The 23261-nt window shown below is 46.3% G+C and carries 25 protein-coding genes and 1 riboswitch; of the genes, 16 read left to right on the top strand and 9 right to left on the bottom strand.

The features are described 5' to 3' along the window. The first annotated feature begins 67 nt into the window (after positions 1-67). The 7 genes from OIU26_RS17490 (at position 68) to OIU26_RS17460 (ending at position 7589) form a co-directional block, all read left to right on the top strand. Positions 68-1000, top strand: coding sequence for a COX15/CtaA family protein (locus tag OIU26_RS17490; RefSeq protein ID WP_013372916.1), 933 nt, complete (start codon positions 68-70; stop codon positions 998-1000). 130 nt (positions 1001-1130) lie between these two features. Beyond that, the gene (locus tag OIU26_RS17485) at positions 1131-2897 is read left to right on the top strand and encodes a UbiD family decarboxylase (RefSeq protein WP_264217534.1); all 1767 of its coding nucleotides are present in this window, start codon (positions 1131-1133) and stop codon (positions 2895-2897) included. 56 nt (positions 2898-2953) lie between these two features. Then, complete coding sequence (locus OIU26_RS17480; RefSeq protein WP_025674141.1) at positions 2954-3673, top strand: Cthe_2314 family HEPN domain-containing protein; 720 nt, start codon at positions 2954-2956, stop codon at positions 3671-3673. Positions 3674-3802: 129 nt separating this feature from the next. Then, positions 3803-3941, top strand: a riboswitch (SAM riboswitch). Positions 3942-4077: 136 nt separating this feature from the next. Further along, positions 4078-5109 carry a methionine ABC transporter ATP-binding protein gene (locus tag OIU26_RS17475; protein ID WP_264217533.1) on the top strand — a complete coding sequence of 344 codons (1032 nt, stop codon included), beginning with the start codon at positions 4078-4080 and terminating at the stop codon, positions 5107-5109. Next, positions 5096-5764 (top strand): methionine ABC transporter permease, encoded by a 669-nt coding sequence (locus tag OIU26_RS17470; RefSeq protein WP_013311839.1) that lies wholly within the window; start codon positions 5096-5098, stop codon positions 5762-5764. Before OIU26_RS17475 ends, OIU26_RS17470 begins: the two co-directional genes overlap by 14 nt. A 74-nt stretch (positions 5765-5838) precedes the next feature. After that, on the top strand, positions 5839-6681 hold the full coding sequence (locus OIU26_RS17465) for a MetQ/NlpA family ABC transporter substrate-binding protein (RefSeq protein WP_013372912.1): 843 nt from the start codon (positions 5839-5841) through the stop codon (positions 6679-6681). A 143-nt stretch (positions 6682-6824) separates the two neighbouring features. After that, the gene (locus OIU26_RS17460) at positions 6825-7589 is read left to right on the top strand and encodes an SDR family oxidoreductase (protein ID WP_264217532.1); all 765 of its coding nucleotides are present in this window, start codon (positions 6825-6827) and stop codon (positions 7587-7589) included. A 90-nt stretch (positions 7590-7679) separates the two neighbouring features. Here the strand turns inward: OIU26_RS17460 and OIU26_RS17455 are convergent, their stop codons facing one another. After that, entirely contained in the window at positions 7680-7925 is a 246-nt protein-coding gene (locus OIU26_RS17455; RefSeq protein WP_013372910.1) for a NifU family protein, read from the bottom strand. An 88-nt stretch (positions 7926-8013) separates the two neighbouring features. Here OIU26_RS17455 and OIU26_RS17450 point away from each other — a divergent pair, with 88 nt between their 5' ends. Beyond that, on the top strand, positions 8014-8271 hold the full coding sequence (locus OIU26_RS17450) for a YuzB family protein (RefSeq protein ID WP_013372909.1): 258 nt from the start codon (positions 8014-8016) through the stop codon (positions 8269-8271). A gap of 118 nt (positions 8272-8389) precedes the next feature. Here the strand turns inward: OIU26_RS17450 and OIU26_RS17445 are convergent, their stop codons facing one another. Further along, positions 8390-9457 carry an NAD(P)/FAD-dependent oxidoreductase gene (locus OIU26_RS17445; protein WP_013372908.1) on the bottom strand — a complete coding sequence of 356 codons (1068 nt, stop codon included), beginning with the start codon at positions 9455-9457 and terminating at the stop codon, positions 8390-8392. Positions 9458-9662: 205 nt separating this feature from the next. Continuing rightward, positions 9663-10769, bottom strand: a complete 1107-nt coding sequence (gene mqnE / locus OIU26_RS17440; protein ID WP_013372907.1) for an aminofutalosine synthase MqnE — start codon at positions 10767-10769, stop codon at positions 9663-9665. A 372-nt stretch (positions 10770-11141) separates the two neighbouring features. Here mqnE and OIU26_RS17435 point away from each other — a divergent pair, with 372 nt between their 5' ends. Both OIU26_RS17435 and OIU26_RS17430 read left to right on the top strand, forming a co-directional pair. Beyond that, positions 11142-11501, top strand: coding sequence for a HesB/IscA family protein (locus tag OIU26_RS17435; RefSeq protein WP_264217531.1), 360 nt, complete (start codon positions 11142-11144; stop codon positions 11499-11501). 194 nt (positions 11502-11695) lie between these two features. After that, a complete protein-coding gene (locus OIU26_RS17430; protein ID WP_264217530.1) occupies positions 11696-12463 on the top strand; it encodes an S-layer homology domain-containing protein in 768 nt (255 codons plus the stop codon). Between the two features lie 155 nt (positions 12464-12618). Here the strand turns inward: OIU26_RS17430 and OIU26_RS17425 are convergent, their stop codons facing one another. Then, complete coding sequence (locus tag OIU26_RS17425; protein ID WP_264217529.1) at positions 12619-12984, bottom strand: nuclear transport factor 2 family protein; 366 nt, start codon at positions 12982-12984, stop codon at positions 12619-12621. Positions 12985-13064: 80 nt separating this feature from the next. Then, a complete protein-coding gene (locus OIU26_RS17420) occupies positions 13065-13943 on the bottom strand; it encodes a LysR family transcriptional regulator (protein WP_264217528.1) in 879 nt (292 codons plus the stop codon). Between the two features lie 146 nt (positions 13944-14089). On the opposite strand from OIU26_RS17420, the gene OIU26_RS17415 reads away from it, so the two are divergent. The 5 genes from OIU26_RS17415 (at position 14090) to OIU26_RS17395 (ending at position 17070) form a co-directional block, all read left to right on the top strand. Next, entirely contained in the window at positions 14090-15019 is a 930-nt protein-coding gene (locus OIU26_RS17415; protein ID WP_264217527.1) for a DMT family transporter, read from the top strand. An 85-nt stretch (positions 15020-15104) separates the two neighbouring features. Continuing rightward, on the top strand, positions 15105-15719 hold the full coding sequence (locus OIU26_RS17410) for a hypothetical protein (RefSeq protein WP_264217526.1): 615 nt from the start codon (positions 15105-15107) through the stop codon (positions 15717-15719). A gap of 81 nt (positions 15720-15800) precedes the next feature. After that, positions 15801-16127, top strand: coding sequence for a hypothetical protein (locus tag OIU26_RS17405; protein WP_264217525.1), 327 nt, complete (start codon positions 15801-15803; stop codon positions 16125-16127). 18 nt (positions 16128-16145) lie between these two features. Then, positions 16146-16436, top strand: a complete 291-nt coding sequence (locus OIU26_RS17400) for a hypothetical protein (protein ID WP_013372899.1) — start codon at positions 16146-16148, stop codon at positions 16434-16436. Positions 16437-16749: 313 nt separating this feature from the next. Beyond that, on the top strand, positions 16750-17070 hold the full coding sequence (locus OIU26_RS17395; RefSeq protein WP_013372898.1) for a hypothetical protein: 321 nt from the start codon (positions 16750-16752) through the stop codon (positions 17068-17070). A 161-nt stretch (positions 17071-17231) separates the two neighbouring features. On the opposite strand, the gene OIU26_RS17390 is transcribed toward OIU26_RS17395, so the two are convergent. The 3 genes from OIU26_RS17390 to OIU26_RS17380 form a co-directional block, all read right to left on the bottom strand. Then, the gene (locus OIU26_RS17390; RefSeq protein ID WP_264217524.1) at positions 17232-18089 is read right to left on the bottom strand and encodes a 1,4-dihydroxy-6-naphthoate synthase; all 858 of its coding nucleotides are present in this window, start codon (positions 18087-18089) and stop codon (positions 17232-17234) included. Continuing rightward, complete coding sequence (locus OIU26_RS17385) at positions 18090-18749, bottom strand: futalosine hydrolase (RefSeq protein WP_264217573.1); 660 nt, start codon at positions 18747-18749, stop codon at positions 18090-18092. Positions 18750-18951: 202 nt separating this feature from the next. Then, positions 18952-19197 (bottom strand): hypothetical protein, encoded by a 246-nt coding sequence (locus OIU26_RS17380; protein WP_016820022.1) that lies wholly within the window; start codon positions 19195-19197, stop codon positions 18952-18954. 307 nt (positions 19198-19504) lie between these two features. Here OIU26_RS17380 and ppk1 point away from each other — a divergent pair, with 307 nt between their 5' ends. Beyond that, a complete protein-coding gene (gene ppk1 / locus OIU26_RS17375; RefSeq protein ID WP_264217523.1) occupies positions 19505-21613 on the top strand; it encodes a polyphosphate kinase 1 in 2109 nt (702 codons plus the stop codon). Here ppk1 and OIU26_RS17370 read toward each other — a convergent pair. Continuing rightward, entirely contained in the window at positions 21573-23108 is a 1536-nt protein-coding gene (locus tag OIU26_RS17370) for a Ppx/GppA phosphatase family protein (RefSeq protein WP_264217522.1), read from the bottom strand. The two genes, ppk1 and OIU26_RS17370, sit on opposite strands and share 41 nt — an antisense overlap. Positions 23109-23261: the final 153 nt, after the last annotated feature.

The following is a 23261-nucleotide window of genomic DNA, read 5'->3' as shown; positions in this document are numbered from 1 at the left end:
ATAATTACTTTAAGTGATCATTTCACAACATCTAAAGTGAATAAATATTATATTTGGAAGGATACGGGTGAATTCATTGAATAACAAAATCAGAATATTAAAATGGCTGGCACTCGTAACATGTATTGTCATGTTTTTGGCCACCTTCGGTGGAGGGGTCGTGACGCGAACGGATTCGGGTCTCGGCTGTGGAAGAGAATTCCCACTTTGTAATGGTAAGCTGGTTCCGGCGCATACCATCGCATCCCTTATTGAGTTCTCTCATCGCTCCGTCAGTGCCATGGCCGGAATTCTTTCTATCGCCTCGTTTGTCGGCTTTTTGCTGTTTATGAAGCATCGGAAGGATTTACAGCTATTCTCCTTACTCACGCTATTGTTTGTTATCATACAAGGTGCGATGGGGGCATTGGCTGTCATATTCTCCCAATCGGCTGCAGTCATGGGGCTGCATTTTGGCTTTGCGCTTATTGCTTTTGCCAGTGCGACCATGATGACGCTGGGGGCCTGGCAGGAGCATGCGGATTCACGCTACACTCCCCGTCTGATTCCTGGGCGTGTCAGTCGCGGCTATCGTAACTTTATATGGCTATCAACGATTTATACCTATATTGCTGTCTATTCAGGAGCGTTGCTTAGTCATTCGGTCATCCAGAAGGTTGTAAATATTGGGGGTTTCATATCTCCACTGCTGCTTCATCAGATTTCAGCCGGTCTGCTGTTTGTCATTATTTTGGCTGTGGGTCACTACTCATACCGTTATCACCCGAATCACCGGGATATTCGTACCCTGGGTGTCGTATCGGTCGTATTGATTATTCTTCAAGTGGTGATTGGCATTATCTTGCTGTACGTCAACAGACCTGAAATTTACATGTTTATCGTGCTGGGACATATGCTGGTGATTGCATCGTTGTTCTCCATTTTGGCTTATCTGAGCTATCGTGTATGGCAATTGTCACCGGACCGCAAGCTTGTTCCGACCCAAGCACAGCGTACCTAAGCATTTTGTAGATTATAATGAAGCGTATTTTTGCCCAAGAGGCGTTGGAACACGTATAATAACATCATAAGAAACAAACCAGGCCCACGAGTTTCTCGAGGGCTTGATTTGCTTAGGAGGAATCATCCAGTTGATCTACCAGAATTTGCGCCAATTTATTGAAGCGCTACGTAAAGAAAATGATCTTAAAATTATAGAAGCACCTGTCGATCCTTATTTGGAGCTGGCCGAGATCCACCGAAGAGTCATTGAGGAAGAAGGTCCGGCGCTGCTGTTCACAAATGTCAAAGGAACCCCGTTTCCTGTAGCTAGTAATTTGTTCGGTACGAATCGCCGTGTGGACATGGCTTTTGGCCCTCGTCCAGAGCAACTGATGGATGCAATTGTAGGTGCGACCAAAACGTTGCTTCCACCTACCCCCAAAGCGTTGTGGAATGAACGTGGGCTGATTAAGGACATGCTAAAAGTAGGTCTAAAAACAGTATCTCATAACGAAGCTCCTGTATTGGGCGTTCGCCGTACTGATGCTCCGCTGGCTCCACTGCCTAGAGTGACCAGCTGGCACGAGGATGGAGGACCGTTCATTACGCTTCCGCTCGTGTATACCGAAAAGCCAGGTCAGTCCAAGGATCATAATTTGGGGATGTATCGCATCCAGATTTATGATGATCAGACGACTGGGATTCATTGGCAGATCCATAAAGGCGGCGGCTTCCATTATCATGAAGCAGAGCTGCGTAATGAGCCGTTGCCTACGACGATCATCATCGGTGGCCCGCCTGCTCTGATTGCATCTGCGATTGCTCCTGCCCCGGAAAATTTGCCTGAGCTATTGCTGGCTTCCCTGATTATGGGGGGCAAGCTGCCCATGACGGAAGACCCGCTCGGAGGTCACCGGATTCCGGCAGAAGCCGAATTTGCGATCAGCGGCTATGTGCCGCCTCATGAACGCCGCCCGGAAGGGCCGTTTGGCGATCATTTTGGCTATTACTCATTACAACATGATTTCCCTGTGTTTCATGTCAAACATATGCATCACCGCAAAGATGCCATTTATCCGGCAACCATTGTAGGTAAGCCACGGCAGGAAGACTACTATCTCGGCGAATTTTTGCAACGTCTGTTGTCGCCCGCCTATCCGCTTGTGATGCCTTCCGTCAAGTCGTTATGGGCATATGCAGAAACAGGTGTACATGCGCTGGCAGCGGCAGTCGTACGTGAAAGCTACTCCCGTGAAGCGCTGGTATCCGGCTTTACCATTCTGGGTCAAGGTCAATTGTCGTTGACCAAATTCCTGATGCTGACGGATCGGGTGATCGATTTATCCGACTTTAACCTGCTGCTCGAAACCATTTTGGAACGATTTAATCCAGCCAGAGATTTGTTTATTTTCAACCATACGTCTCACGATACACTCGATTACACGGGCCGCAAGCTGAATCACGGCAGCAAGGCGATTCTGATGGGGGTAGGCGAGCCTGTGCGTGAATTGCCTCGCGTTTATGAAGGCGGCAATCTGCCGGGCATTCGTGAAATCGAACCCTATTGCGGAGGATGCCTCGTTGTATCCGGCTCGTCCTTTGAGCAGGAGCCTGAACTCGCTGCGCGTGTATTGGAGCGATTAGCTGCGGGTGAGCAAGAGTGGCCACTTGTCTTTATCGTGGACGATGCCAAAGAAGTTGTTCGCTCCCAAGCTTCGTTCCTGTGGACGGTATTCACACGCTTTAACCCGGCTACAGATATGTACGCTGATAGCGAAGTGCGTTTGCATCACCTGAACTATAAGCTGCCGATTGTGGTGGATGCACGTATGAAGCCGGGCTACCCTGATGAGGTACTGCCACGTGAAGATATTGTTAAGCTTGTAGATCAACGATGGACGAGTTATTTCGCTTGACGCCTATTAAAGCATCTTAACAGCCGGATTTTACAGATATCAAGGAGGCGTGAAGCATGATACGCAAGCTGTTGGGCGAGCCCCCGCGTGTAAATAATGGTTTCCTGCTGGATGCCATGAATAGCATGTCAGACATGTTACATTTGCTGGAACGACAAATCCAGGCCAGTGGTGATCCGACTCATGACTTTCGGAAGGCGGATATTTTAACACGTGGTCTGATGTCGTCTTTGGATGAACTGGAGCAGAGCCATCATGCTGCCGCCTTTTTTCGTATGAAAGTAAAAGCCGGATACGCTGAAGATATGAGCAAGGATGAAAAATCCGATTATGCCTTGTACGTATTCTTTTATAAGGATGGATTTGTGCGGGTATTCTCTATTTTGGATAAGTTGGGTAACTGGATGAATGACCTGTATGATTTGAAAACAGGGCAGTATAAGGCGCATTATTCGTATTTTACTGTGTTGCGACAGCTGAAGTATCTCAAAATGCATCCTATATTGACCGATAATTTAATTGATATCAAGGACACATATAACGATGCTATCAATCGCCTGCGTAAGCGGCGAAATACGGAGATACACTATATGAACACGGAAATGCAGGATGATCTCTGGCAACGTCACCGTGCTTTATATGGCAAAATCCAACTGGAGGACCTCGATCACCATCTGGAAGATTTGCAGCAGGGCTTGGAAATGGTATGCCGGTCGCTATCAAATGCATTTTCTTATACTGCGAAACAATGGGAGAATCGGGCAGTGCGCCCATAATTATGACAGAAAATATCCTTTGACAAAGCAATGTAAACTATCTATACTGAAACCTAGTTTCAGAAAAATGCTTGAATTATTTTTTTATATAAACTAAACGGACAGCTAAAGCTGGAGTTTAACATATTTTTCTTATCCAGAGAGGTGGAGGGACTGGCCCGATGAAGCCCGGCAACCCGTTCTTTCCCGGTGTAATGCACCGGGAGGGAACATATGGTGCTAATTCCTACAAAACCGCTAGAGTTATAGCGATTTTGGCAGATGAGAAAAGGTTCGCAAGGTGGGGCCCTTTTCATTCTGTGAAAGGGGCTCTTTTTTGTATAAATAAATAGCGATTTTATACAATCCTGAGAGATGACAATTGGTTAAAAGGGTAAGGAAGAAGTGAAGGGGGTCGCAGCACGTTGATAGAGCTTAAGCAATTAACCAAGCATTATGGTAAAGGCAACCGACGCGTTAATGCGTTGTCCGGGTTGAATCTTTCTATAAAGCGTGGAGAAATATTCGGGGTGATTGGTCATTCCGGGGCGGGCAAAAGTACGTTGATCCGCTGTATTAATTTATTGGAGCGCCCTACTTCAGGCGAAGTATGGGTAGATGGGGTTAATCTTGCCACTGTGAGTCAATCCCAGTTACAGAAGCAACGCCGAAAAATCGGAATGATTTTTCAACATTTTAATTTGTTGTCTTCGGCGACAGTGTATGACAACATTGCGTTTCCATTGCGTCTGGTAAATACCCCTAAGCAGGAGATGGACAAGAAAGTTCGTGAGTTGTTGGAACTAGTGGGGCTTAAAGAACACAGTGGAAAATATCCGTCACAGCTCTCGGGTGGACAGAAGCAGCGGGTAGGAATTGCACGGGCACTGGCTAGTGATCCGCATGTGTTGCTGTGTGACGAAGCGACGTCTGCGCTTGATCCGCAGACGACAGGGTCTATCCTGAAATTGCTGTTGGATATTAATCAACGCTTTAATTTGACCATCGTATTGATTACTCATGAGATGCATGTCATTCAAAGCATTTGTGATCGAGTTGGCGTCATTCATGAGGGCGATATCGTGGAGCAAGGTCCGGTGGCGGAAGTGTTTTTGAAGCCACAGCATCAGGTAACTAAGGACTTTATCCAGCGGGAGGCAGAACATCCCGAGGAGTTACAAGCAGCGATTGCAGCTGCAGGTAGCGGGGAATCGGCACAGGTGGTACGTATCTCCTTCTTGGGCAGCAAAACTTATGATGCGATTCTGTCGCGTACAGCTCGAAGTACAGGTGTTGATTTTGCAATCTTGCAGGGAACCATCTCTACGATTAAAAATGTACCGTATGGACAGCTGATCGTTCGTTTTGAAGGAAACCATTCAGATATAGAGCATACGCTGCGCGAAGTATCTGGACAAGGACTTGATGTGGAGGTGATTGACAATGAGCGAACTTGATTTTTCGCAAGTGAGTTGGGAAGAGCTGGGGAATTCTACTCTAGAAACCCTTCAGATGCTCGGGGCATCTGCATTGTTCACCCTCGTTATTGGTTTGCCGCTCGGTATATTGTTGTTTCTGGCGAGCCGCTCCTCGTTGACTCTGATGAAAGTGATATACATTGTATTATCCTTCATCGTTAATATTTTGCGTTCCGTACCATTTATCATTTTGATCGTTGCACTTATTCCTTTTACGCGATCGTTGGTAGGTACCTCGACTGGGGTGCTGGGAACCATTCCGCCATTGGTTATCGGGGCTGCCCCTTTCTTTGCACGTCTTGTCGAAACGTCTCTGCGTGAAGTGGACAAAGGTGTCATTGAGGCTGCACAAGCGATGGGAGCCTCGACAGGACAAATTATCCGGCGTGTGCTGTTGCGTGAGGCACTTCCGGGCCTGCTTGCCGCATTAACCATTACTGTCGTTACACTCGTATCGTACACGGCAATGTCCGGTATGATCGGGGGCGGTGGGCTGGGTACGCTGGCAATCAACTACGGCTATTATCGTTACGAAACGGCTGTAATGATCGTTGCAGTCGTACTGATGGTCGTATTGGTACAATTGCTGCAAATGGCAGGAGATCGCCTTGTGCGGCATTATACTCGGAAATAGGGAAAACATATAGATATCCTTATTGATCAGGACGTCTGATCCTGAATATTACAAATTATTGGAGGGGTAACAACATGAAGAAATGGGTATTGGCTGTATTGAGCTTGACATTAATTGCGGTACTGGCTGCTTGCGGTACAAAGAGCACTACATCGGATACAAACAATGCGGCCGAAAATACAGGCGGGTCACCACGTGAAGTCGAACTGAAAGTTGGAGCTTCTCCTGTGCCACATGCGGAAATTTTGGAAGCGATCAAGCCTCAGTTGGAAAAAGAAGGAGTTCGCCTTCAAGTCGTTCAGTTTAATGACTATGTACAGCCGAACGTGCAATTGTTCGACAAGCAACTGGATGCTAACTTTTATCAACATGTACCTTACCTGAATGTGATGAATAAAGAGCGTAAAATGGATCTGGTATCTATTGGCGCCGTTCATCTGGAGCCATTCGGTATCTACTCCCAAAAATATAAAAAGCTTGATGAACTTCCAGACGGTGCAACAGTAGCGATTCCGAACGATGCAACCAATGGAGGCCGTGCATTGCTGCTGTTGGAGAAACAAGGTCTGATCAAGCTGAAGGATGCAAGCAACATTGAAGCTACCGTAAAAGATATTACTGAAAATAAGAAAAACCTGAAATTCAAAGAGCTGGAAGCAGCTATGCTGCCACGTCAGTTGCCTGAAGTAGATATTGCGTTAATCAATACGAACTACGCTTTGGAAGCCAAGCTGAACCCGACCAAGGATGCATTGGCACTGGAAGACAAAGATTCTCCATATGCTAACGTACTGGTAGCACGACCTGACAATAAAGATTCCGAAGCGATCCAAAAATTGTTTAAAGCTTTGCAATCTCCAGAAACTAAAAAATTCATTGAAGACAAATATCAAGGCGCAATTATCCCTGCATTTTAAGCAGAAAATAAGAAACCGCTGAACGTAAACCCCAGATTCTCTTGAACAAGAGGACTGGGGTTTCTTCTTAGCTGGAGTTGTAGGGATTGCTTAAATATTTTATACTTGGGGGTGACCGTTCTCTGTGAAGAGGAGGAAAACTGTTGAGAGACAAAGTCGCACTCATAACGGGCAGTGCCAAAGGTTTAGGTAAAATGACCGCTCTGCGTTTGGCTGATGAAGGTTGTGACATTGCACTAAATTATGTCCATAGCCAGGTTGAAGCCGAAGCGCTTAAGCAGGTAATTGAATCTAAGGGAGTACGCTGTCTATCTTTACAAGCAGATATCTCTGTTCAGGAAGATATCACGAGGCTGATCGGTGAAGTGCAGGATCGTCTGGGCGGGGTTGATATTATGGTGAACAATGCCGGACCCTTCATCCGGGAACGCCGTCTTTTTGCGGACTATAGTGTAGCTGAGATTCATGCCATGATACAGGGGAATCTGGTCGGTACCATGTTGCTGGATCATTTGGTATTGCCGCACATGCGTAGCCAGCAATGGGGACGTATTATTCATTTTGGCTTTGGTCATGCTGGAGAAGCAAGGGCTTGGCCGCATCGGGCTGTCTACGCAGCTGCCAAGGTGGGGCTGGTGTCTTTTACGAAGTCACTAGCTGTAGAGGAAGCTCCCTATGGCATCACGGTCAATATGATCTGTCCAGGGGATATCCGAGGAGCGAACAAGGAAAAGTCGATTGCTGATGTCATCGGCATGCGGGATAAAGAGACACCGCGTGGGCGTCCAGGAAGCGGAGAGGACATTGCGCGAGTGATCGGCTATTTGTGTGAGGAGCATTCAGATTTTATAACAGGCAATATTATGGATGTGTCCGGAGGATTGGACCCCATTAGGCCAACCATATAAGCTTGAGAGAGCTTTAGACGCTGTAATACAAAAAAGAGTCTTGAGCTTCGTTACCGAACTCAAGACTCTCTGATCATTATGCATCTAGCATTAGAATACTTGTACCACTTCTTGGACGCCTTCAACTTCTTCGAGAAGAGCGCGTTCAATCCCTGCTTTCAGCGTAATTGTAGAACTTGGGCAACTGCCGCAAGCACCTACCAGCTTCAGCTTAACGATGCCGTCTTCAACGTCAACCAGCTCAACGTCACCGCCATCGCGTTGCAGGAACGGACGGAGCTTATCCAGTACGTCTGCTACTTCATCATACATCTGAACGCTTTGTGCTTCGCTCATTAGAATTCAACTCCTTTCCTATACCTTGTTTATTATATTACAAAGCGGGCCAAATTAAAATGCCCGTCATCCAAAGCAGGTGAAAAAAATGTTAAGACCTATTATTGAATTTTGCACCAGTAACATGCATTTTGGTACCGATGAGATTATGGCTAAACTGGAACAGAATCCAGATTATGATGTGATTGAATACGGCTGCCTAAGCAATTGCGGTCAGTGTAACGCTGAGCCTTATGCGATGGTTAACGGTGAAATTGTATCCGCAGATTCAGCAGAGCTTCTGTACGAAGTGATTCTCAACAAAATTAAAGAAGCCGAAGCATGGGACAACCTGGATTTGGATTGAAAATAGAAGTCATCCGCAGGGCCAGCCTTCTCTTGTAGAAAATATATATTATTCATAGATGCACCAGCAAAAAGGACCTGCTATGGAAGCAGGTCCTTTTTGCTTATTAAAGATCCAATTAGCCAAAATGGCGTTTGGACTTCCAGAGCACACCGCTTTTCAGCAGACGTGGCACTCGTCCACGCAATGAGGTACTGCCCATAAAGCCATAACCGAATCCGGCCTTCTTGCCCAGCGCACCTAATGTACCACGTAGCTTTAAAGGATGCGGGTGAGGCGTTTGGCCTTTCCACAGGTCGCGTACAATGTGGGCAATCTGCTCTCCTTGCACCTCTGCCGCCTGAGCGCTTGGAGAGTAAGGAAGGCTCGCACAGTCTCCGACGACGTACACTTCAGGATGATCCGGTATTTGATAATATTCATTTAGCACGATGCGACCCTGAGGGTCTTTAGGAACTGCTAAATCCTGTACAATTTTAACGGGCTGAATCCCGGCTGTCCATACAACCGCATCGGTCATAATTTGCTCGTCACGGTTGTAAATAGCTCCTGGCTCAATACGGGAAACCGCAACATGGTTTAGCGCATTCACATGATGCTCCTTGAACCAGGCATGTACATACGCAGACAAACGTTGCGGAAATGCTGATAGCACCCGCTCGCCCCGATCCATAATCGTAATATTCAAATCCGCGCGGCTTTCACGTAACTCCGCAGCAATCTCGACACCACTTAGGCCGCCACCTACAATATGGACATGTCCATAAGGCTTGATTTCATTCAAGCGCAGATACGTTTGGCGAGTATGATTAAAGGACTGGATTGTACAGCTGTATTCTTCTGCCCCCGGTGTATTATGAAAGCGGTCGGTACAACCTAGTGCAATGACAAGCTGGTCATAGGGCAAAGGCTCACCGTCTTGAAAATGGACCATTTTATTCTCAAGATCCATCGATGTGACTTCTCCATATTTGCGAATAAGGCGTTGTTCATCGGGAAAATGTACCCGCAAATCAAAATCAGATACGGTACCTGCCGCAAGGGCATAGTATTCTGTTTTCAAGCCCTGAAAGGGCATCCGATCCACTAAAATAACTTGAATATTGTCGGGAATGTGTTTATCCAGCAATTCTTTGGCAATGGTAAGGCCGCCATAGCCGCCCCCCAGAATAACGAAATTTTTCATCAAAATCCGCCGTCCTTTCGTTACCGTGTCCCCGGCAATGGTCTGGTGTCTTGTCGATCTAGCCACAAGTTTTTGTTGTTGTAAAACCCGGAAAAGCGGGCCTGCCTTTGGCAGACAGACCAGTGTGTTCCGGGGCAGCTTGAGGCTGCATGGTGTGAGTAATGGGGATAAAATGCACGCGGGAAATCTGAATCCGATGTTACACTTATTCGAAAACTTCGATTTCGTTATAGAAGGTGTCACGTTCTACAGGTATGCGTCCAGCACCTTTGACCAGCCAGATTAGCTCTTTACGTGTCAAGCCGGAAGGGGTTAACGCACCTGCAGCATGGCTGATCTGCTCGCGTACAATCGTACCATGGACATCTGATGCGCCAAAGGTAAGAGCGACCTGCGTCAATTGTGGACCAATATTAATGAAGTAAGCTTTAACATGGTCGATATTGTCCAGCATCAAGCGGCTGATCGCAATGGTTTTGAGATCCTCGTAAGCAGAGTTGCGACGCATGATGTTGGCGTTTTTGCTTTTCGGCTGCATGGACAGTGGGATAAATACCATAAATCCGTTCGTTTCGTCCTGCAATTCACGAATTTGCAGCATATGCTCAATACGATCCTGATAAGTTTCGACTGAACCGTACAGCATGGTCGTATGAGTTTTCATACCGAGATTATGGGCCGTACGATGTACTTCAAGATAACGGTCCACATTGGCTTTGGTAACACGCATCTTCTTCCGATATTCATCAGATAAGATTTCCGCGCCACCACCAGTCAGAGATTGAAGTCCTGCCTTTTGCAGCTCTTGAAGAACTTCTTTAATACTCAAGCCGCTTATGCGTGTGAAAAAGTCAATTTCCGCCGCAGTGTATGCTTTCAGTGTAACGTTGGGATACTTTTCGTTCAGCGCTTTCAGTGAATCTACATAGTATTGGAAAGGTACATGATTATTATGACCGCCGACGATATGGAATTCTCTTACGCCTGGATGGATATGTTGCTCTACATAATCAATCATTTCCTGTCCGGACAACGTATAAGAGCCTTCCTCCCCCTGATCCTTGCGGAAATTGCAGAACGCGCAGCGCGCTTCGCATACATTGGTGAAGTACAGGCTCATATTTTCAATAAAATAAACCTTTTTTCCGTTCTTGCGTAAATTAGCTTCGTTAGCCAGCTGGCCCAATGTGAGAATATCGTCAGTTTCATACAAATATATACCATCTTCGAGGTTCAAACGAATCCCGTTTTGTACCTTTTCCACAATTTCCGCCATTCTGCGGTCTGTAAAAGGTGTAACTAATGTGGACATGCCTATTCCTCCTTCAAGTTGCTCTGTGCGAGGCTGCCCGCCAAATTAGCGGCACAAGCGCTTGATGCGCACAGGATGTCCCGTTCCGTCGGTAAGAATCCGGCAGCGCGGATATACGATATGTGAAAAATGTTACAATGCCAGGCTACAATGACGAATGTCTCTTAATTTCGCCTTTGAAATGACAAATTTCCGACAGTTTCTTTAACACACTCTTCACCTATTATAAACCTCACACCACTGGTGTTCAATACAAACGAGTAGAAAAAGAGGTGTTTAAGCCTGTAACGGAAGGACATTCCATGACTTGAGCACCTGCAAATAAGAGAGTATACTGAAGGGGAGCATGAAGTAAAAGAGGAGGATGGAGCTATGATTAACATCACCGATTCCGCTGCTGAACGCCTGAAAGAAATGCTGGAGCAGCAGGAAACGCCGAATATGTTTTTACGTCTGGGTGTTACGCCAGGTGGTTGTACAGGATTTTCGTACGCCATGGGCTTTGACGACAACGAGACGGATCAGGATATATATATGAATGTACAGGATATGAAAGTAGTCGTGGAAAAGGAAAGCATCCGCTATCTGGACGGTCTGGAAATCGACTTTGAAGAGTCCGGTATGTCCGGTGGCTTTACAATTCATAATCCAAATGCTGTAGCTACATGCGGCTGTGGTTCAAGCTTCCGTACAGCTACAGATGCAGGGAAACCAAACGAAGAGCCTTGTTAATTTTTCGAATGGTGGTCTGAATTATTCCTAAAGATACACGTTTAGGTTACGGATAACGGCCTTTGTAACGAATTTTACTCGTTGCGAAGGTCGTTTTTGTGTTTAGGTTCATCTTTTGCATAGGAAATACCGATATAACATTGAGTCTGGAGAACTATTTTCTACGTAAATTTACCTAAAGGAAGTGGAACAAGATGTTGAAAAAGAAATGGCTGATTACCCCTGTGGTTGCGGTGGCACTGTTGTTCAGTCAATCTGCATTGGCGGCAAATACGTTTCCTGATGTGAATGGTACAAAATATGAATGGGCTGCCGAATCCATTCGTTCGATGGTCGACAAAGGTGTTGTCAGCGGCTATAAGGATGGGACCTTCAAGCCAGGCAAAACCATAACAAAAGCAGAATTTGTACATATGTTTCATAAACTTTTTCCAGAAGTCAATTATTCAGCTGGAAAATCCTCAGAGTTTGTAGATGCACGCAAGCACTGGGCGAATCAAGATTTTGCAGCTATATTCAACGGGGATTATGTGTGGCCGTTTGCTGAAAGTGTAGGGGGCAAATATCCAAACTATCAATTCTATGTTACTCCTGACAAACCGCTGACCCGTTGGGATATGATGATGATTGCTTCTGTTCGAACAGATTATACCAATCATACTCTTCATCCTGAGATTGCCGAAGTAATTTCCTCAGCTGCACAGTACAACGATATGAAAGTTCGTCAGGCAAATTACAATGACAATTTCTCAGCCTACTATCCGGTACTGTACATCGACACAACGGGAGAAGAGTACTCCTATGATGGAGATTTCCAGGATCAAAAGGCAGAAGCATTCTACACCCTTACCAAGATGGGCGTCCTTACCGCTGACAATGGATATCTTCGCCCAAAGGCACAGGTCACACGTGCTGAAGCTGTTACCCTTTTACAGCGTTTGTATGATGCTACAACCAAGTGACTTAACAAGACTGTAAAAATGAAGAGCGCTATCCCTAAAATGGTTAGTGCTCTTGTGCTTACACCGTGCCATTTGATTTAATTACGAAGATTCTTGCCGTAGCTGCTCACCTGCCTTAGTCAGATTTCGCATCCATGGCGGATTCGCGACTAATCTTATTTTACCGTGCAACAATGCCCTGAAATGATCTTCAACGCCCCATCTATATTGTGCCAAACGCGTGTATAGCACATTTCATCTTCAATGGGATCATTGCCTACCGTTCCTCGTAAAGAAACGCGGGTCACCGTAACGACAGTATCATCCAGCGGAATTACTGATTGATTAAGAACTTGAATATCCGTAAAATGTAAAACACCCGAACGGTGGGCTTCCAGATCCGCTTCTTTGTTCAACACCTGTCCAAAGTGATTCACGAATATAAGCTTATCATGAATAAGCTCATCCAAGATCTTCACATCACTAGTCAGCATCGCCTTACGCAGTTTTTCCTCGTATTCAATGATTTGATTTACCTGCATATGAATAGACCTCCTTATGACAATGATTCAAGTAAGTAATGGAAACATTATACACCTACCCAAATCCCGTTACCATTGCTCTATTGCTTTAAATCCGTAAACAGCTCCTGCGCGGTTCGCACAAATAACTGTACAGCAAGTGAAGCATTGTGTAGAGAAGGCACAGCGATACCGATTTGACGCGTGATTAGAGGCGTGGTTTCCTTGACGGTCAGATCATGGGGGAACGTAGATAAGGCGAGTGAAGAGACAATGCCCATACCTAGTCCTTGTCGGACCATGCTGACCAGCGTGCTGATATTGTGAGTAATAAATTGTGCTTGCAACTGACTTTGTTCGCGTTCAAACCCTTCCATAATGGCGACTTCATGTCCACCTTTACAAAAGATCATCTCCTGTTGATTCAAGTCTCGGATGGCGATTTTGTCGTGCGATTGAAAAGGATGACCGTCAGGCAAGAGAATAATCATGTCATCCTGACATAAAGGAATTACATCTACCTCAGGGTCTGGCAACAAGATGATTCCCGCTTCAATTTCTCTGGTATGCACCCACTCCTTGACCTCATTGGTAGAGCCTTCATGTAAATCGAAAACAAGGTTCGGATAGTGCTGACGAATATGATGAATAATGGGGGGCAGAAAATAGGCTGAGGCAGAAGGAAAGGCACCAATCGTGATTGTACCTACGTCCAAGCCTTTTTCAGCGGCCACCTGCTGCTGTACTTTTTCCATGCTTTGCAGCATCATGCGAAATTGCAGTAGCACCTTGTGTCCAATATCTGTCAGCAGCACGCCTCTTTTTCGATCGCGCAGCAATAGCTGGACATCAAGCTCGTTCTCGATACTAGCGATGGCATGGCTGACCGCAGGTTGCGTCATATGCAGCTCATGAGCAGTTTGAGTAAAGTTTAGTGTTTCAGCTACGCGAACAAAGATCATAATCTGAGTTATAGTCATAAGTGAAAAGTTATCTCCCTTATTGAAAACATTCATTTTATTTATTAGTGACCACAGTATAAGCTAGTAAAGCAAAACTTTGCAAACGGCTATTCAGATTTTAGTCGTAAGCAATGCGCAATGAAATTTTAAGGAGAGAGACATCTATGAAAAAATTAACGCCTAAAGCTACGTTGTGGCTTGTCTTGATATTAGTGATGGTATGGGGGATCAACTGGCCGTTGACCAAGCTGGCTTTGCCAGATACGCCGCCGATATTTTTTTCGGGAATCCGCACGCTGCTGGGTGGTGTAATTCTGCTGTTGTTCGCTATGCGTAACCGGAAAACCTTACGACTTAGACAAAATGCGTGGACTTATCTTGTGCTGGCTATATTTAATATTGCAGGCTACTATGGCTTGCAGACGGTAGGGCTGCGTTATCTGCCCGCGGGGTTGTTCTCCACTTTAGTATTCCTTCAGCCGATCTTGTTGGGATTATTCTCCTGGTTGTGGTTAGGAGAGCGTATGTTTCCCCTGAAAGTCATTGGACTGGTACTGGGTTTTGGCGGAGTGATCGTGATTAGCTCCGGTGGAATGGCAGGTCATTTGTCTGTGCTGGGCATTGTGTTGGGGCTAGCCTCAGGACTATGCTGGGCGCTCGGAACGATTTATATGAAGAAAAAAAGCAAACAACTGGACTCCATTTGGGCGGTGACGATGCAACTCATTCTGGGAGGGGTCATACTCAACGGGATTGGGTTTACGACCGAGAAATGGGGCGATATCCACTGGACAGCCTCCTTTATCACGATTCTATTATTTATTTCAATATTCGTGATTGCGATGGGCTGGCTGATTTATTTTAAACTGATCGACAACGGAGATGCGGGAACCGTCGGCTCATATACGTTTATGATTCCGGTACTGTCCACGGTCTTTAGTATGGTCATGCTCAGAGAATCCCTCACTTTGACATTTGTAGTAGGGTTGGTGCTGATTGCAGGTAGTGTATATCTGGTAAATACAGCTTCTCCTGGGAAAAGAGCGAATCAAAGCTCGAAAGCTGATAAAACGAATTCCTGTACAAATGCTTAGAAAATATAGAATTAGGAAAAATATACTAGAATATCAGAGGGGAGAATAGTAAAATGTGACTATATAAATAGAGAGGAAGTTTGGTATGGGAGAGTTAAGCGGTCATACTCAGACTATGGAGTCGCAACCACAGTCTATTCGTAAGCTGGCAGTTGTGGCAACGGTCATTTCAGGAGTAGCTGTACTAGGCTGTATAGCCTTGGCGGTATGGAACTATAATCTGAATACAAAGGTCAATTCTTTAACTATAGCGAATGCATCGCTAAAACAGACAACACAAGTCTTAACCAAGCAACAAAATGATACAGAGGCGCTACTGGGAAAAGTTAAATTAGCAGCCAACCTGTCATCCATAACGCATCTGTTAGAGCAGACATCTGTCGTTACTGATGATTTTGTATTGGAAAAAGTGACTTTTAATGTGGCAGAGGATGGCAAGTTGAAGGGTGTGCTACTGAATGTGAACAACCAACCTAATCTCGGTTTTGGCGGTGCTTATCAAGGTTATGGCAAATATAATATGTCTTCTGCTGCATTGACGAAGAAGGCAGAGGAAGTCATCAACATAGCTATGAAAGAGTACAATACATCTGACAAGCTTCCGGTATGGGATAAGAATACGAAGGTGGAAATGACGGTTCAAAATTATCCGCTTGGTAAGCGGGAAGGTGGCACTTTTAAGCTCACTGGTCAGCAATAGGAAGGAACCTAACGTTAATCCGATGCTGGGCATTACAGATTTTTGTCTTATGGAATGTAAATTGAGCGGGGGAGCTAAGAAATGGACAGATACACACCTACAGCGAGGGAACGCTGGCAGATGAAACAGAGTGAGCCGCAGCCGCAGGGCTGGGTGCTCGCTCTATTTGGCTGGATTTTTTCAGGTTTGGGGTTCGTATTTAGTTTTTTTGTCATTGGAGGCTTGTTTGGGCTTATCGGCCTTGTTTTCGGAATTTTGACTAGAAAGATGGAACAAAGAAACACGCAGGGCATCCTGATTATCGTCATCAGCTCCGTCGCCATTGGCATTGGCCTGTTGATTTTTATGATTTTTTTCGCGCAAGGTTTTGTAGAAGGTCTGAGAGAAGGTTATAATGAGCATTATTAGGTCAGGGAGGTAACACCATTGAGCGTCATTGTTTCACAGCAAATCTCGGCAACGGGTGTGAAGGAATATACGAAGGTGACCAAAACATTTGATTCCCCTTTTACACCTTTGGTTGGACAGAAAATCAGGGATACGGCATTTGGCGATATGCAATATTATGATGTCGAGGACGTATTTATTGATCTAGCGGAGAATGAGTACTGGGTAATTCTACCTGCCATTTTGCTGCATACAGATGATATTGAGGATATACGAGATGCTGTGCGTGAGTATCGTTCACACGGTTGGGAATGTACGAAACCTCTATAAATGCATACTGCTTAAGCATCAACGTGGAGACGTCTTTCTTTTGCCAGATAGGCGTTTTCTTGTGTATTTATGTATAAACTATTCCTAATGATTGGCATGAAAAGAAAGAAATTATGCTGAAAATGCGCAAAATGTATCATTTTTTATCATAAAACGACAAGTTGGGAAATGAAAACGGACTTAATGTGTTATACTTAGTATATCAAAGGACAAGAGTCTAAAACGACCGGTAAGGCCCTTTCTTTGAAGAGCCTCTGAAGGGTTCAACGTTTATCCAAAATAAATGGTCAAAAGGAAAAGGGGAAATGCTAACGTGAGAGTGAATTTGAAATTTACGAACAAAGGGCAAGTTGCAGTTGAGAAGTTCAACAATGAGGAGCTTATCGAAATCTTTAGCCGCTACATTAAAACGTTATGCAAGAAGTATGATATCTCGGTTACGGTACCTGAGGATCTGAATGAGCAGATTTTGGAAGAGGGCACCGTAAAGGTCGTGTTGGATAAGATTAATTGTGACATGGACGCTTTTTTCAAGGAGCTGAGTCGGGATATCAAGGTGCCGCTGGTCAAACGATTGGGTACCAAACTGGATAACGTGTTTAAGACCGAGGTCGTGGAGCAAGAACAGAGCTAAGAATAGAGATCAAGCGAGATCTCATGAAGATTTGCATCATGAATTGAAATCATAAAACCTCCCGAATGGGGCGCATGGCTAGGCAATGTGCTCGTTCGGGAGGTTTTATATGTTTAAGCTGCTTTATTCAGGAGATAACACGCATGGCATGTCTGCCCCTTTTAACGTGTTGTTGTGGACGTAGGGCGCAGTTTGGCTAAATCAAACGAAGGCACCAGCCCTTCCTGCGCGGCGCGACCGAGCAAGGCTTCGATGGCGGCATAACCGCTATCGCCCAGATTAGCGGTAAAATCGTTCACATACAGGTCGATATGCGATTGGGCGACATCGGGTGATAGCTCTTGCGCATGAGACAATACATATTCACGCGAAGCTTCGGGATGTTTCCAGGCATATTCGACAGAGGCGCGTATCCAGTTGGTGATCGCATCCAGATCCAGCGTACGACGGGCAATAATAGCTCCGAGCGGAATTGGCAGTCCTGTATCTTCTTCCCACCAGTTCCCCAGATCAACTTGCTTGCTAAGTCCATAGGATGGATATGTGAAGCGTGCTTCATGAATCACCAATCCAGCATCTATATGTCCGTCACGGACAGCAGGCATAATTTGGTCAAACGGCATTACGACAATCTCGCCGACACCCCCAGGCACATGCTTGGCCGCCCATAGGCGGAACAGCAGATAAGCAGTGGAGCGTTCACTCGGAACAGCTACACGCTTGCCGGACAGGGCTTCCGGACCTTCGACGGTGGAACCTTCCTTGGTCAGCACGAGCGGCCCACAACCCCGGCCCAGTGCGCCGCCACAAGGCAACAGGGCGTATTCATCCAGCACCCAAGGAAGTGCAGCATACGAAATTTTCATGATATCAAGTCCGTCTGGTGTGATCGCCAGATTGTTGGTGATGTCGATATCGGCGAATGTAATGTCCAGCGCGGGTGCGCCCGGAATTAATCCATGAGCCAAGGCATGGAAGACAAAAGTGTCGTTAGGACAAGGTGAAAAAGCAATTTGCATCTATATAACCTCCGTTAATGTAGAAAATGCGGCTTCCAACGCTTGCAAAGCCTCTTTGATTCGCCAGGCTGCACGGTCACGTGGACCAACAGCATTGGAAATCGTGCGAATCTCCATCATCGGCAGCTCGAACCTGTTGGCCGCCACGGCAACGCCGTAACCTTCCATCGCTTCGGCAGCAGCTCCGGGAATGCGTTTGGCTAGGCGTTCCGCTGTTGCCGCCGTGCCGGTGGCCGTCGAGACGGTCAGGATCGGTCCGGCGACGACCGTCTGGCCAGCATCACGCAGCGCCTGAACGAATCGCTGCGTGGTGGCAGCGTTCACGGCAATGCGGCTGGAGCCAAAACCCAGCTCGTCCACGCTGCTGAAACCCTCTGCCGTCTCTGCCCCCAGGTCGGCGGCAATAATCGCGTCAGCGACGACGACGCTCTCCAGTGCAGCGGCCTCCACGAAGCCGCCCCCAATTCCGGCGCTAATGACCAGACTGTAGTCGCCTGTCGCCAGTGCTAGCGCGGTTGAAGCCGCTGCGGACGGAGCGCCTACACCAGCCAGTTCGACCACAAAGCGAGTGTCGCCTTTCAGGCCGCGCAGCACAGCTTCCCGTTCGCCTTCAACCGCGGTCATGACCAGGATGCGCCCATCTGATGTTGTATGCTCCATCGGTTGATTCCCCTTTAAATTTAGGTAATATGCTTTCTTATCATACTGCTTTTCCAAACGATGTTCAAAAAAAGTCGACAAAAAAAGCGCTCTATGGCGCTTTTTCGGAGAAACCTGCAAGATTCAACAGATATGAAAATTGGTAGTTTAAACATATAACCATTCTAATCTGGAAGAACAGCGCAGACATAGCATATAATAATTATATCGGCTGATCCTTCGTGATTAGCTGAAACATTGTGATATTGCGGTCATAATGGCTTGGGGTCCCATCCTGATTGCGCACCCGAATCATCTCGCTGCTGAACAATTCGATATAGCCACAGCCTATCTCACAGTATACGCCTGCAGGGTCTTCTTGCCAGACCGAAACGAGGTGTTGAGACAGCGCCGCGGTAAAAAATTCGATGTTTTTTTGCAGTACACGTGGCGTTTTCTTGGGTTCCATAACGTAAATCCTCCCTATATCATGCCATTTGAAAATCAGCAATTGAACGTGGCTACTAAGTGGTTATTAGACATCATAATGAACTTAAATAACTGAAAAAGGTACGGTTCGTCAATATACTCTATGAAACAGACGTAAACACTGTACCGCTTAATGCTATTTTTGTAAAGCATCCGTTTGACCTTTTCGACATCCATTATGTGTTTACACACATTTTACATTGCGTTTACACTTCTGTGATGCTAGTGCGTTTCATCTAATAGTACAATAAAGGGTAACTATACTGCATGAAATTGATGGAGGCCATATGTTGATAGAGAGTCAGAAGAAGGATAAAGCCGGGTCAGAACGTTACTTTAACCGAGATTTAAGCTGGATTGAATTTAATCGCCGTGTGCTTCAGGAGGCTCAGGATGCAGATACACCGTTGCTGGAGAGAGCCAAATTCTTAGCAATTGTGTCCAGCAATTTGGATGAGTTTATGGCTGTTCGTGTTGCAGAGACGCGCGAGAAGATCAAAGCTGGTTTTATGCAAAAGGATTTTACGGGATATACCCCCTCCGGTTTGTACAAGCGCCTGATCAAGCGTACCGTCTCGATGGTATCCGAGCAATACCGGACCTATCGTGATATTTCTCGCCTATTGACAAAAAAAGGTCTTTTGCTGCTTGAATATAATGAGTTAAATACGACACAGCGCAAGTCGCTGGATGCATATTTTCATGAAATTATATTTCCGGTGCTTACACCGATGGCGGTCGATCAAAGCCGTCCTTTTCCACTGGTTCATAATAAATACGTATATTTGGCAGTTGTCTTGAAACGTCCGGGAGATACGGATGAGGATAAGCCGCTTTTTGCGATTGTGCAGGTGCCTTCCAATATTCCGCGTGTCGTTTCGGTGCCGTTACGTTCCAATAGCAAGAAGAAATCATTTATTTTAATTGAGGAACTGATTAAGCATCATATACAAACGCTGTTTTCCGGATATATTCCCGAGGCGGTTCATGCCTTTCGGGTTACGCGTAACTCTGATTTGTCCATTAATGAAGAAGAGATCGAAGATTTGCTCGAAGAAATTGAAAAAGAACTACGTCGAAGACGGCGGGGAGCACCGGTCAGACTGGAAGTGGAGAAAGGGATTAGCCCCTTTGCTCTGACGGAGCTTCAACGTGAATTCAAGCTGTTCGATCATGTGTTTGAGATCGACGGTCCGTTAGATCTGACGTTTTTGTCGTCTTTTGCTGATCATTTGGAGGGGTATTCGCATCTTAAATTTCCGGCAATCAAACCATTGTATCCGGAAGAATTGCCTCCGCAAGAAGATATCTTTAACGTACTTCGCAAACGGGACGTGCTCGTGTACCATCCGTATGAATCATTCGATGCGGTTACTGATTTTATCATTGAGGCATCAGAGGACCCAGATGTAATGGCCATTAAGATGACTCTGTACCGTGTCAATGGAGAATCGAAGCTCATTCCGGCTCTGGCACGTGCAGCCGAATCGGGCAAGCAGGTGACCGTAGTGGTCGAACTGAAGGCACGTTTTGACGAAGAACGTAATATTGCTTGGGCGCGTACGCTTGAAAAAGCTGGCTGTCATGTAGTATACGGGTTGGTCGGCTTGAAGACGCACGCCAAAATTATTCTAATAGTACGCCATGAACGTAACGTGCTCAAACGGTACGTTCATGTGGGAACTGGCAACTATAATGAAAGCACGGCACGTGTATATACGGATATCGGGTTATTCACAGCGGATCCGGTGCTGGGTGAGGATGCCTCTGAGCTGTTCAATGAAATTACGGGCTTCTCGGCGCTCAAGACACCGCAAGCTTTCACTGTAGCCCCGACGGGAATGAAAAATAAGCTGTTTGAGCTGATCCGCAGGGAAGCGGAGCAAGCACTTGCAGGCAAGCCAGCCCGTATCATTGCCAAAATTAATTCTTTATCCAATCAGGAAATGATTGATGAACTATATGCGGCTTCTCAAGCAGGTGTAAAGATTGATTTAATCATTCGAGGGGTCTGTTGTTTACGCCCTGGAGTGGAGGGCTTTAGCGAGAACATTCGGGTTATCAGTATTGTAGACCGTTTCCTAGAGCATTCCAGACTGTTTTATTTTGAGAATGCAGGTCATTCGGAGCTATTCTTGTCCAGCGCGGATTGGATGACTCGCAATCTGACTCGCCGGATTGAGCTGATGTGCCCAATTTATGACGACCGAATCAAAGAAATGCTAGTGGATATTTTACGTTTATCCTTGAAAGATAATGTAAAGGCGCGCCAGCTTATGCCGAATGGCAGCTATCAATTTGTAGCAAGAAACAACGAAGAGGCTCCCATCAGGAGCCAATTCGAAGCGATGAAGGTTAAAAACTGGAAGAAGGAAGAATGGACCACGACAACGTAAGATTCCAGGCCTTTTGAAAGTCTTTTGCGACAGCCACCAGCTCCCGTTGCTCCAGAATCGGTTCACTCTTGCTTTCCAGGCGAATATGCAGCGCATCGTCTCCTGTCGTGGGATGGATGTCGGAGATGATGCCGGATTCGCTACGATCCATGCCGATTGCTAGCTGGAGCAGCGAGCCGAGCCGGTGTACACGTTCTTCGTCGGAAGGCTCCAAAATATCTGCATGTGTGCGCAGCAAGCGGGGGGTCCGGTTTTTGGGGTGGTAATCAGCGATCAGCGCGGCTAGCACTGTTTCCCGGTGAGATAAGCCGCCAATGCCTGCGTGCAAGATCCAGAACACGGAATGCTGGCGGAAGTGATAGTAATTCAAGGCTGCGCCTGTCTTGTAAAGAGTTGCTGCGGTCAGTAACAAGCGTTTGTCCATAGCGATTGAGGGTCCTTCAGCTAAAGTGTCATAGAGCCGGACGGCGTACTCGTTAACCCGCTTGACATGCGCTTCGCTAACCGGGACAGCAAACGACAGGATATTGCGAATGGACGCGATGAGCGGATTAGCCACCACAGGCTGTTCAGCGTTGACTAGCTCATGAAACAGGCCGTCTCGCAGACCCGCTCCACTGACCAAATACGCGGAGCCTTGAGCAGCTTCAAAGATCGTTTTCAATATAATGAGCCCCGGTACGATAATGTCGGCTCTGTCTTTGGACAGGCCGGCTGTTTTTTTGCGTTTTTCATAGGGCAGATGAGGCAGACTGCTATAGAAATAATCGACATCTTCTATTGTCATTTCGTAATGGTGTGTCACAGGAAGCGAGTAATCCCGCCGTTTCTGATTGATTTTAGCCAAAGTACGGAGAGTTCCACCCAACCCGATAAACGGCAGACCCGGATTGGAGAAGATCCAATCATGGTTTTGCAGTGAAGAACGGACAAAGCCCTCCATTTCCTCAATCTGTCCAGGAGACCATTCGCCATTCTTGACCTCACGTCCAAAGCGCCAATTCATATTGACTGCGCCAAAGGGAAATGAAACTGTATGCAGTCGTGTCCGATCCCGGAACAGCGTAATTTCGGTACTGCCGCCCCCGATGTCAATAATAATTCCGTCACTCACATTCATTGTATTCACTACGCCCAGAAAACCGGCATAGCCCTCTTGCTCCCCGCTCAGGATTTCCAATGTTAGATCTGTCTCTTCCGCAATCCATTGAACGATTTCGTCCGAATTCGCCGCATTGCGGATGGCCGCTGTTGCTGCTGCACGCATTCGGACAACCCCGTGCATACGGCAAACTTCCATAAATTGGCGTAACAATGGAGCGATGCTGCGTATTGCTTCTCGTTCCATACGACCGTTGGCCCCAACCTTTTCGCTCAGCCGAGCAGCTTCTTTGCATTCCTGCACAATTCGATAAGCTCCTGTCTCTGTCATTTCATAGATCACGAGACGTATAGAGTTTGAGCCAATGTCCATGATGCCAATTTTGCTATACATGAGTTGACCTCCTTGTTGAAAGAAACCATTTGCCAGCAAATTCAACTGCTCCGTTCTAAATGGTATTCAGATTATTGTCATTGTACCAGTGTTGTCCGGTGCATGCTACCGTTCACCATGATCTTGTCGAAATAGACACATGATCCTGACAAA

The organism is Paenibacillus sp. BT-177 (genome assembly GCF_025846815.2).
GTDB lineage: Bacteria > Bacillota > Bacilli > Paenibacillales > Paenibacillaceae > Paenibacillus > Paenibacillus polymyxa_C.
This window is presented reverse-complemented; position numbering and strand designations above follow the sequence as displayed.

What these genes read in the sequence shown, in the direction of transcription:
- OIU26_RS17455 (WP_013372910.1), bottom strand. Translation starts at nt 7,925, where the DNA reads ATGAGCGAAGCACAAAGCGTTCAGATGTATGATGAAGTAGCAGACGTA.
- OIU26_RS17480 (WP_025674141.1), top strand. Translation starts at nt 2,954, where the DNA reads ATGATACGCAAGCTGTTGGGCGAGCCCCCGCGTGTAAATAATGGTTTC.
- mqnE (WP_013372907.1), bottom strand. Translation starts at nt 10,769, where the DNA reads ATGTCCACATTAGTTACACCTTTTACAGACCGCAGAATGGCGGAAATT.
- OIU26_RS17385 (WP_264217573.1), bottom strand. Translation starts at nt 18,749, where the DNA reads ATGGAGCATACAACATCAGATGGGCGCATCCTGGTCATGACCGCGGTT.
- OIU26_RS17405 (WP_264217525.1), top strand. Translation starts at nt 15,801, where the DNA reads ATGGACAGATACACACCTACAGCGAGGGAACGCTGGCAGATGAAACAG.
- OIU26_RS17420 (WP_264217528.1), bottom strand. Translation starts at nt 13,943, where the DNA reads ATGACTATAACTCAGATTATGATCTTTGTTCGCGTAGCTGAAACACTA.
- OIU26_RS17450 (WP_013372909.1), top strand. Translation starts at nt 8,014, where the DNA reads ATGTTAAGACCTATTATTGAATTTTGCACCAGTAACATGCATTTTGGT.
- OIU26_RS17425 (WP_264217529.1), bottom strand. Translation starts at nt 12,984, where the DNA reads ATGCAGGTAAATCAAATCATTGAATACGAGGAAAAACTGCGTAAGGCG.
- OIU26_RS17435 (WP_264217531.1), top strand. Translation starts at nt 11,142, where the DNA reads ATGATTAACATCACCGATTCCGCTGCTGAACGCCTGAAAGAAATGCTG.
- OIU26_RS17470 (WP_013311839.1), top strand. Translation starts at nt 5,096, where the DNA reads ATGAGCGAACTTGATTTTTCGCAAGTGAGTTGGGAAGAGCTGGGGAAT.
- OIU26_RS17415 (WP_264217527.1), top strand. Translation starts at nt 14,090, where the DNA reads ATGAAAAAATTAACGCCTAAAGCTACGTTGTGGCTTGTCTTGATATTA.
- OIU26_RS17465 (WP_013372912.1), top strand. Translation starts at nt 5,839, where the DNA reads ATGAAGAAATGGGTATTGGCTGTATTGAGCTTGACATTAATTGCGGTA.
- OIU26_RS17430 (WP_264217530.1), top strand. Translation starts at nt 11,696, where the DNA reads ATGTTGAAAAAGAAATGGCTGATTACCCCTGTGGTTGCGGTGGCACTG.
- OIU26_RS17380 (WP_016820022.1), bottom strand. Translation starts at nt 19,197, where the DNA reads ATGGAACCCAAGAAAACGCCACGTGTACTGCAAAAAAACATCGAATTT.
- OIU26_RS17370 (WP_264217522.1), bottom strand. Translation starts at nt 23,108, where the DNA reads ATGTATAGCAAAATTGGCATCATGGACATTGGCTCAAACTCTATACGT.
- OIU26_RS17410 (WP_264217526.1), top strand. Translation starts at nt 15,105, where the DNA reads ATGGGAGAGTTAAGCGGTCATACTCAGACTATGGAGTCGCAACCACAG.
- OIU26_RS17445 (WP_013372908.1), bottom strand. Translation starts at nt 9,457, where the DNA reads ATGAAAAATTTCGTTATTCTGGGGGGCGGCTATGGCGGCCTTACCATT.
- ppk1 (WP_264217523.1), top strand. Translation starts at nt 19,505, where the DNA reads ATGTTGATAGAGAGTCAGAAGAAGGATAAAGCCGGGTCAGAACGTTAC.
- OIU26_RS17390 (WP_264217524.1), bottom strand. Translation starts at nt 18,089, where the DNA reads ATGCAAATTGCTTTTTCACCTTGTCCTAACGACACTTTTGTCTTCCAT.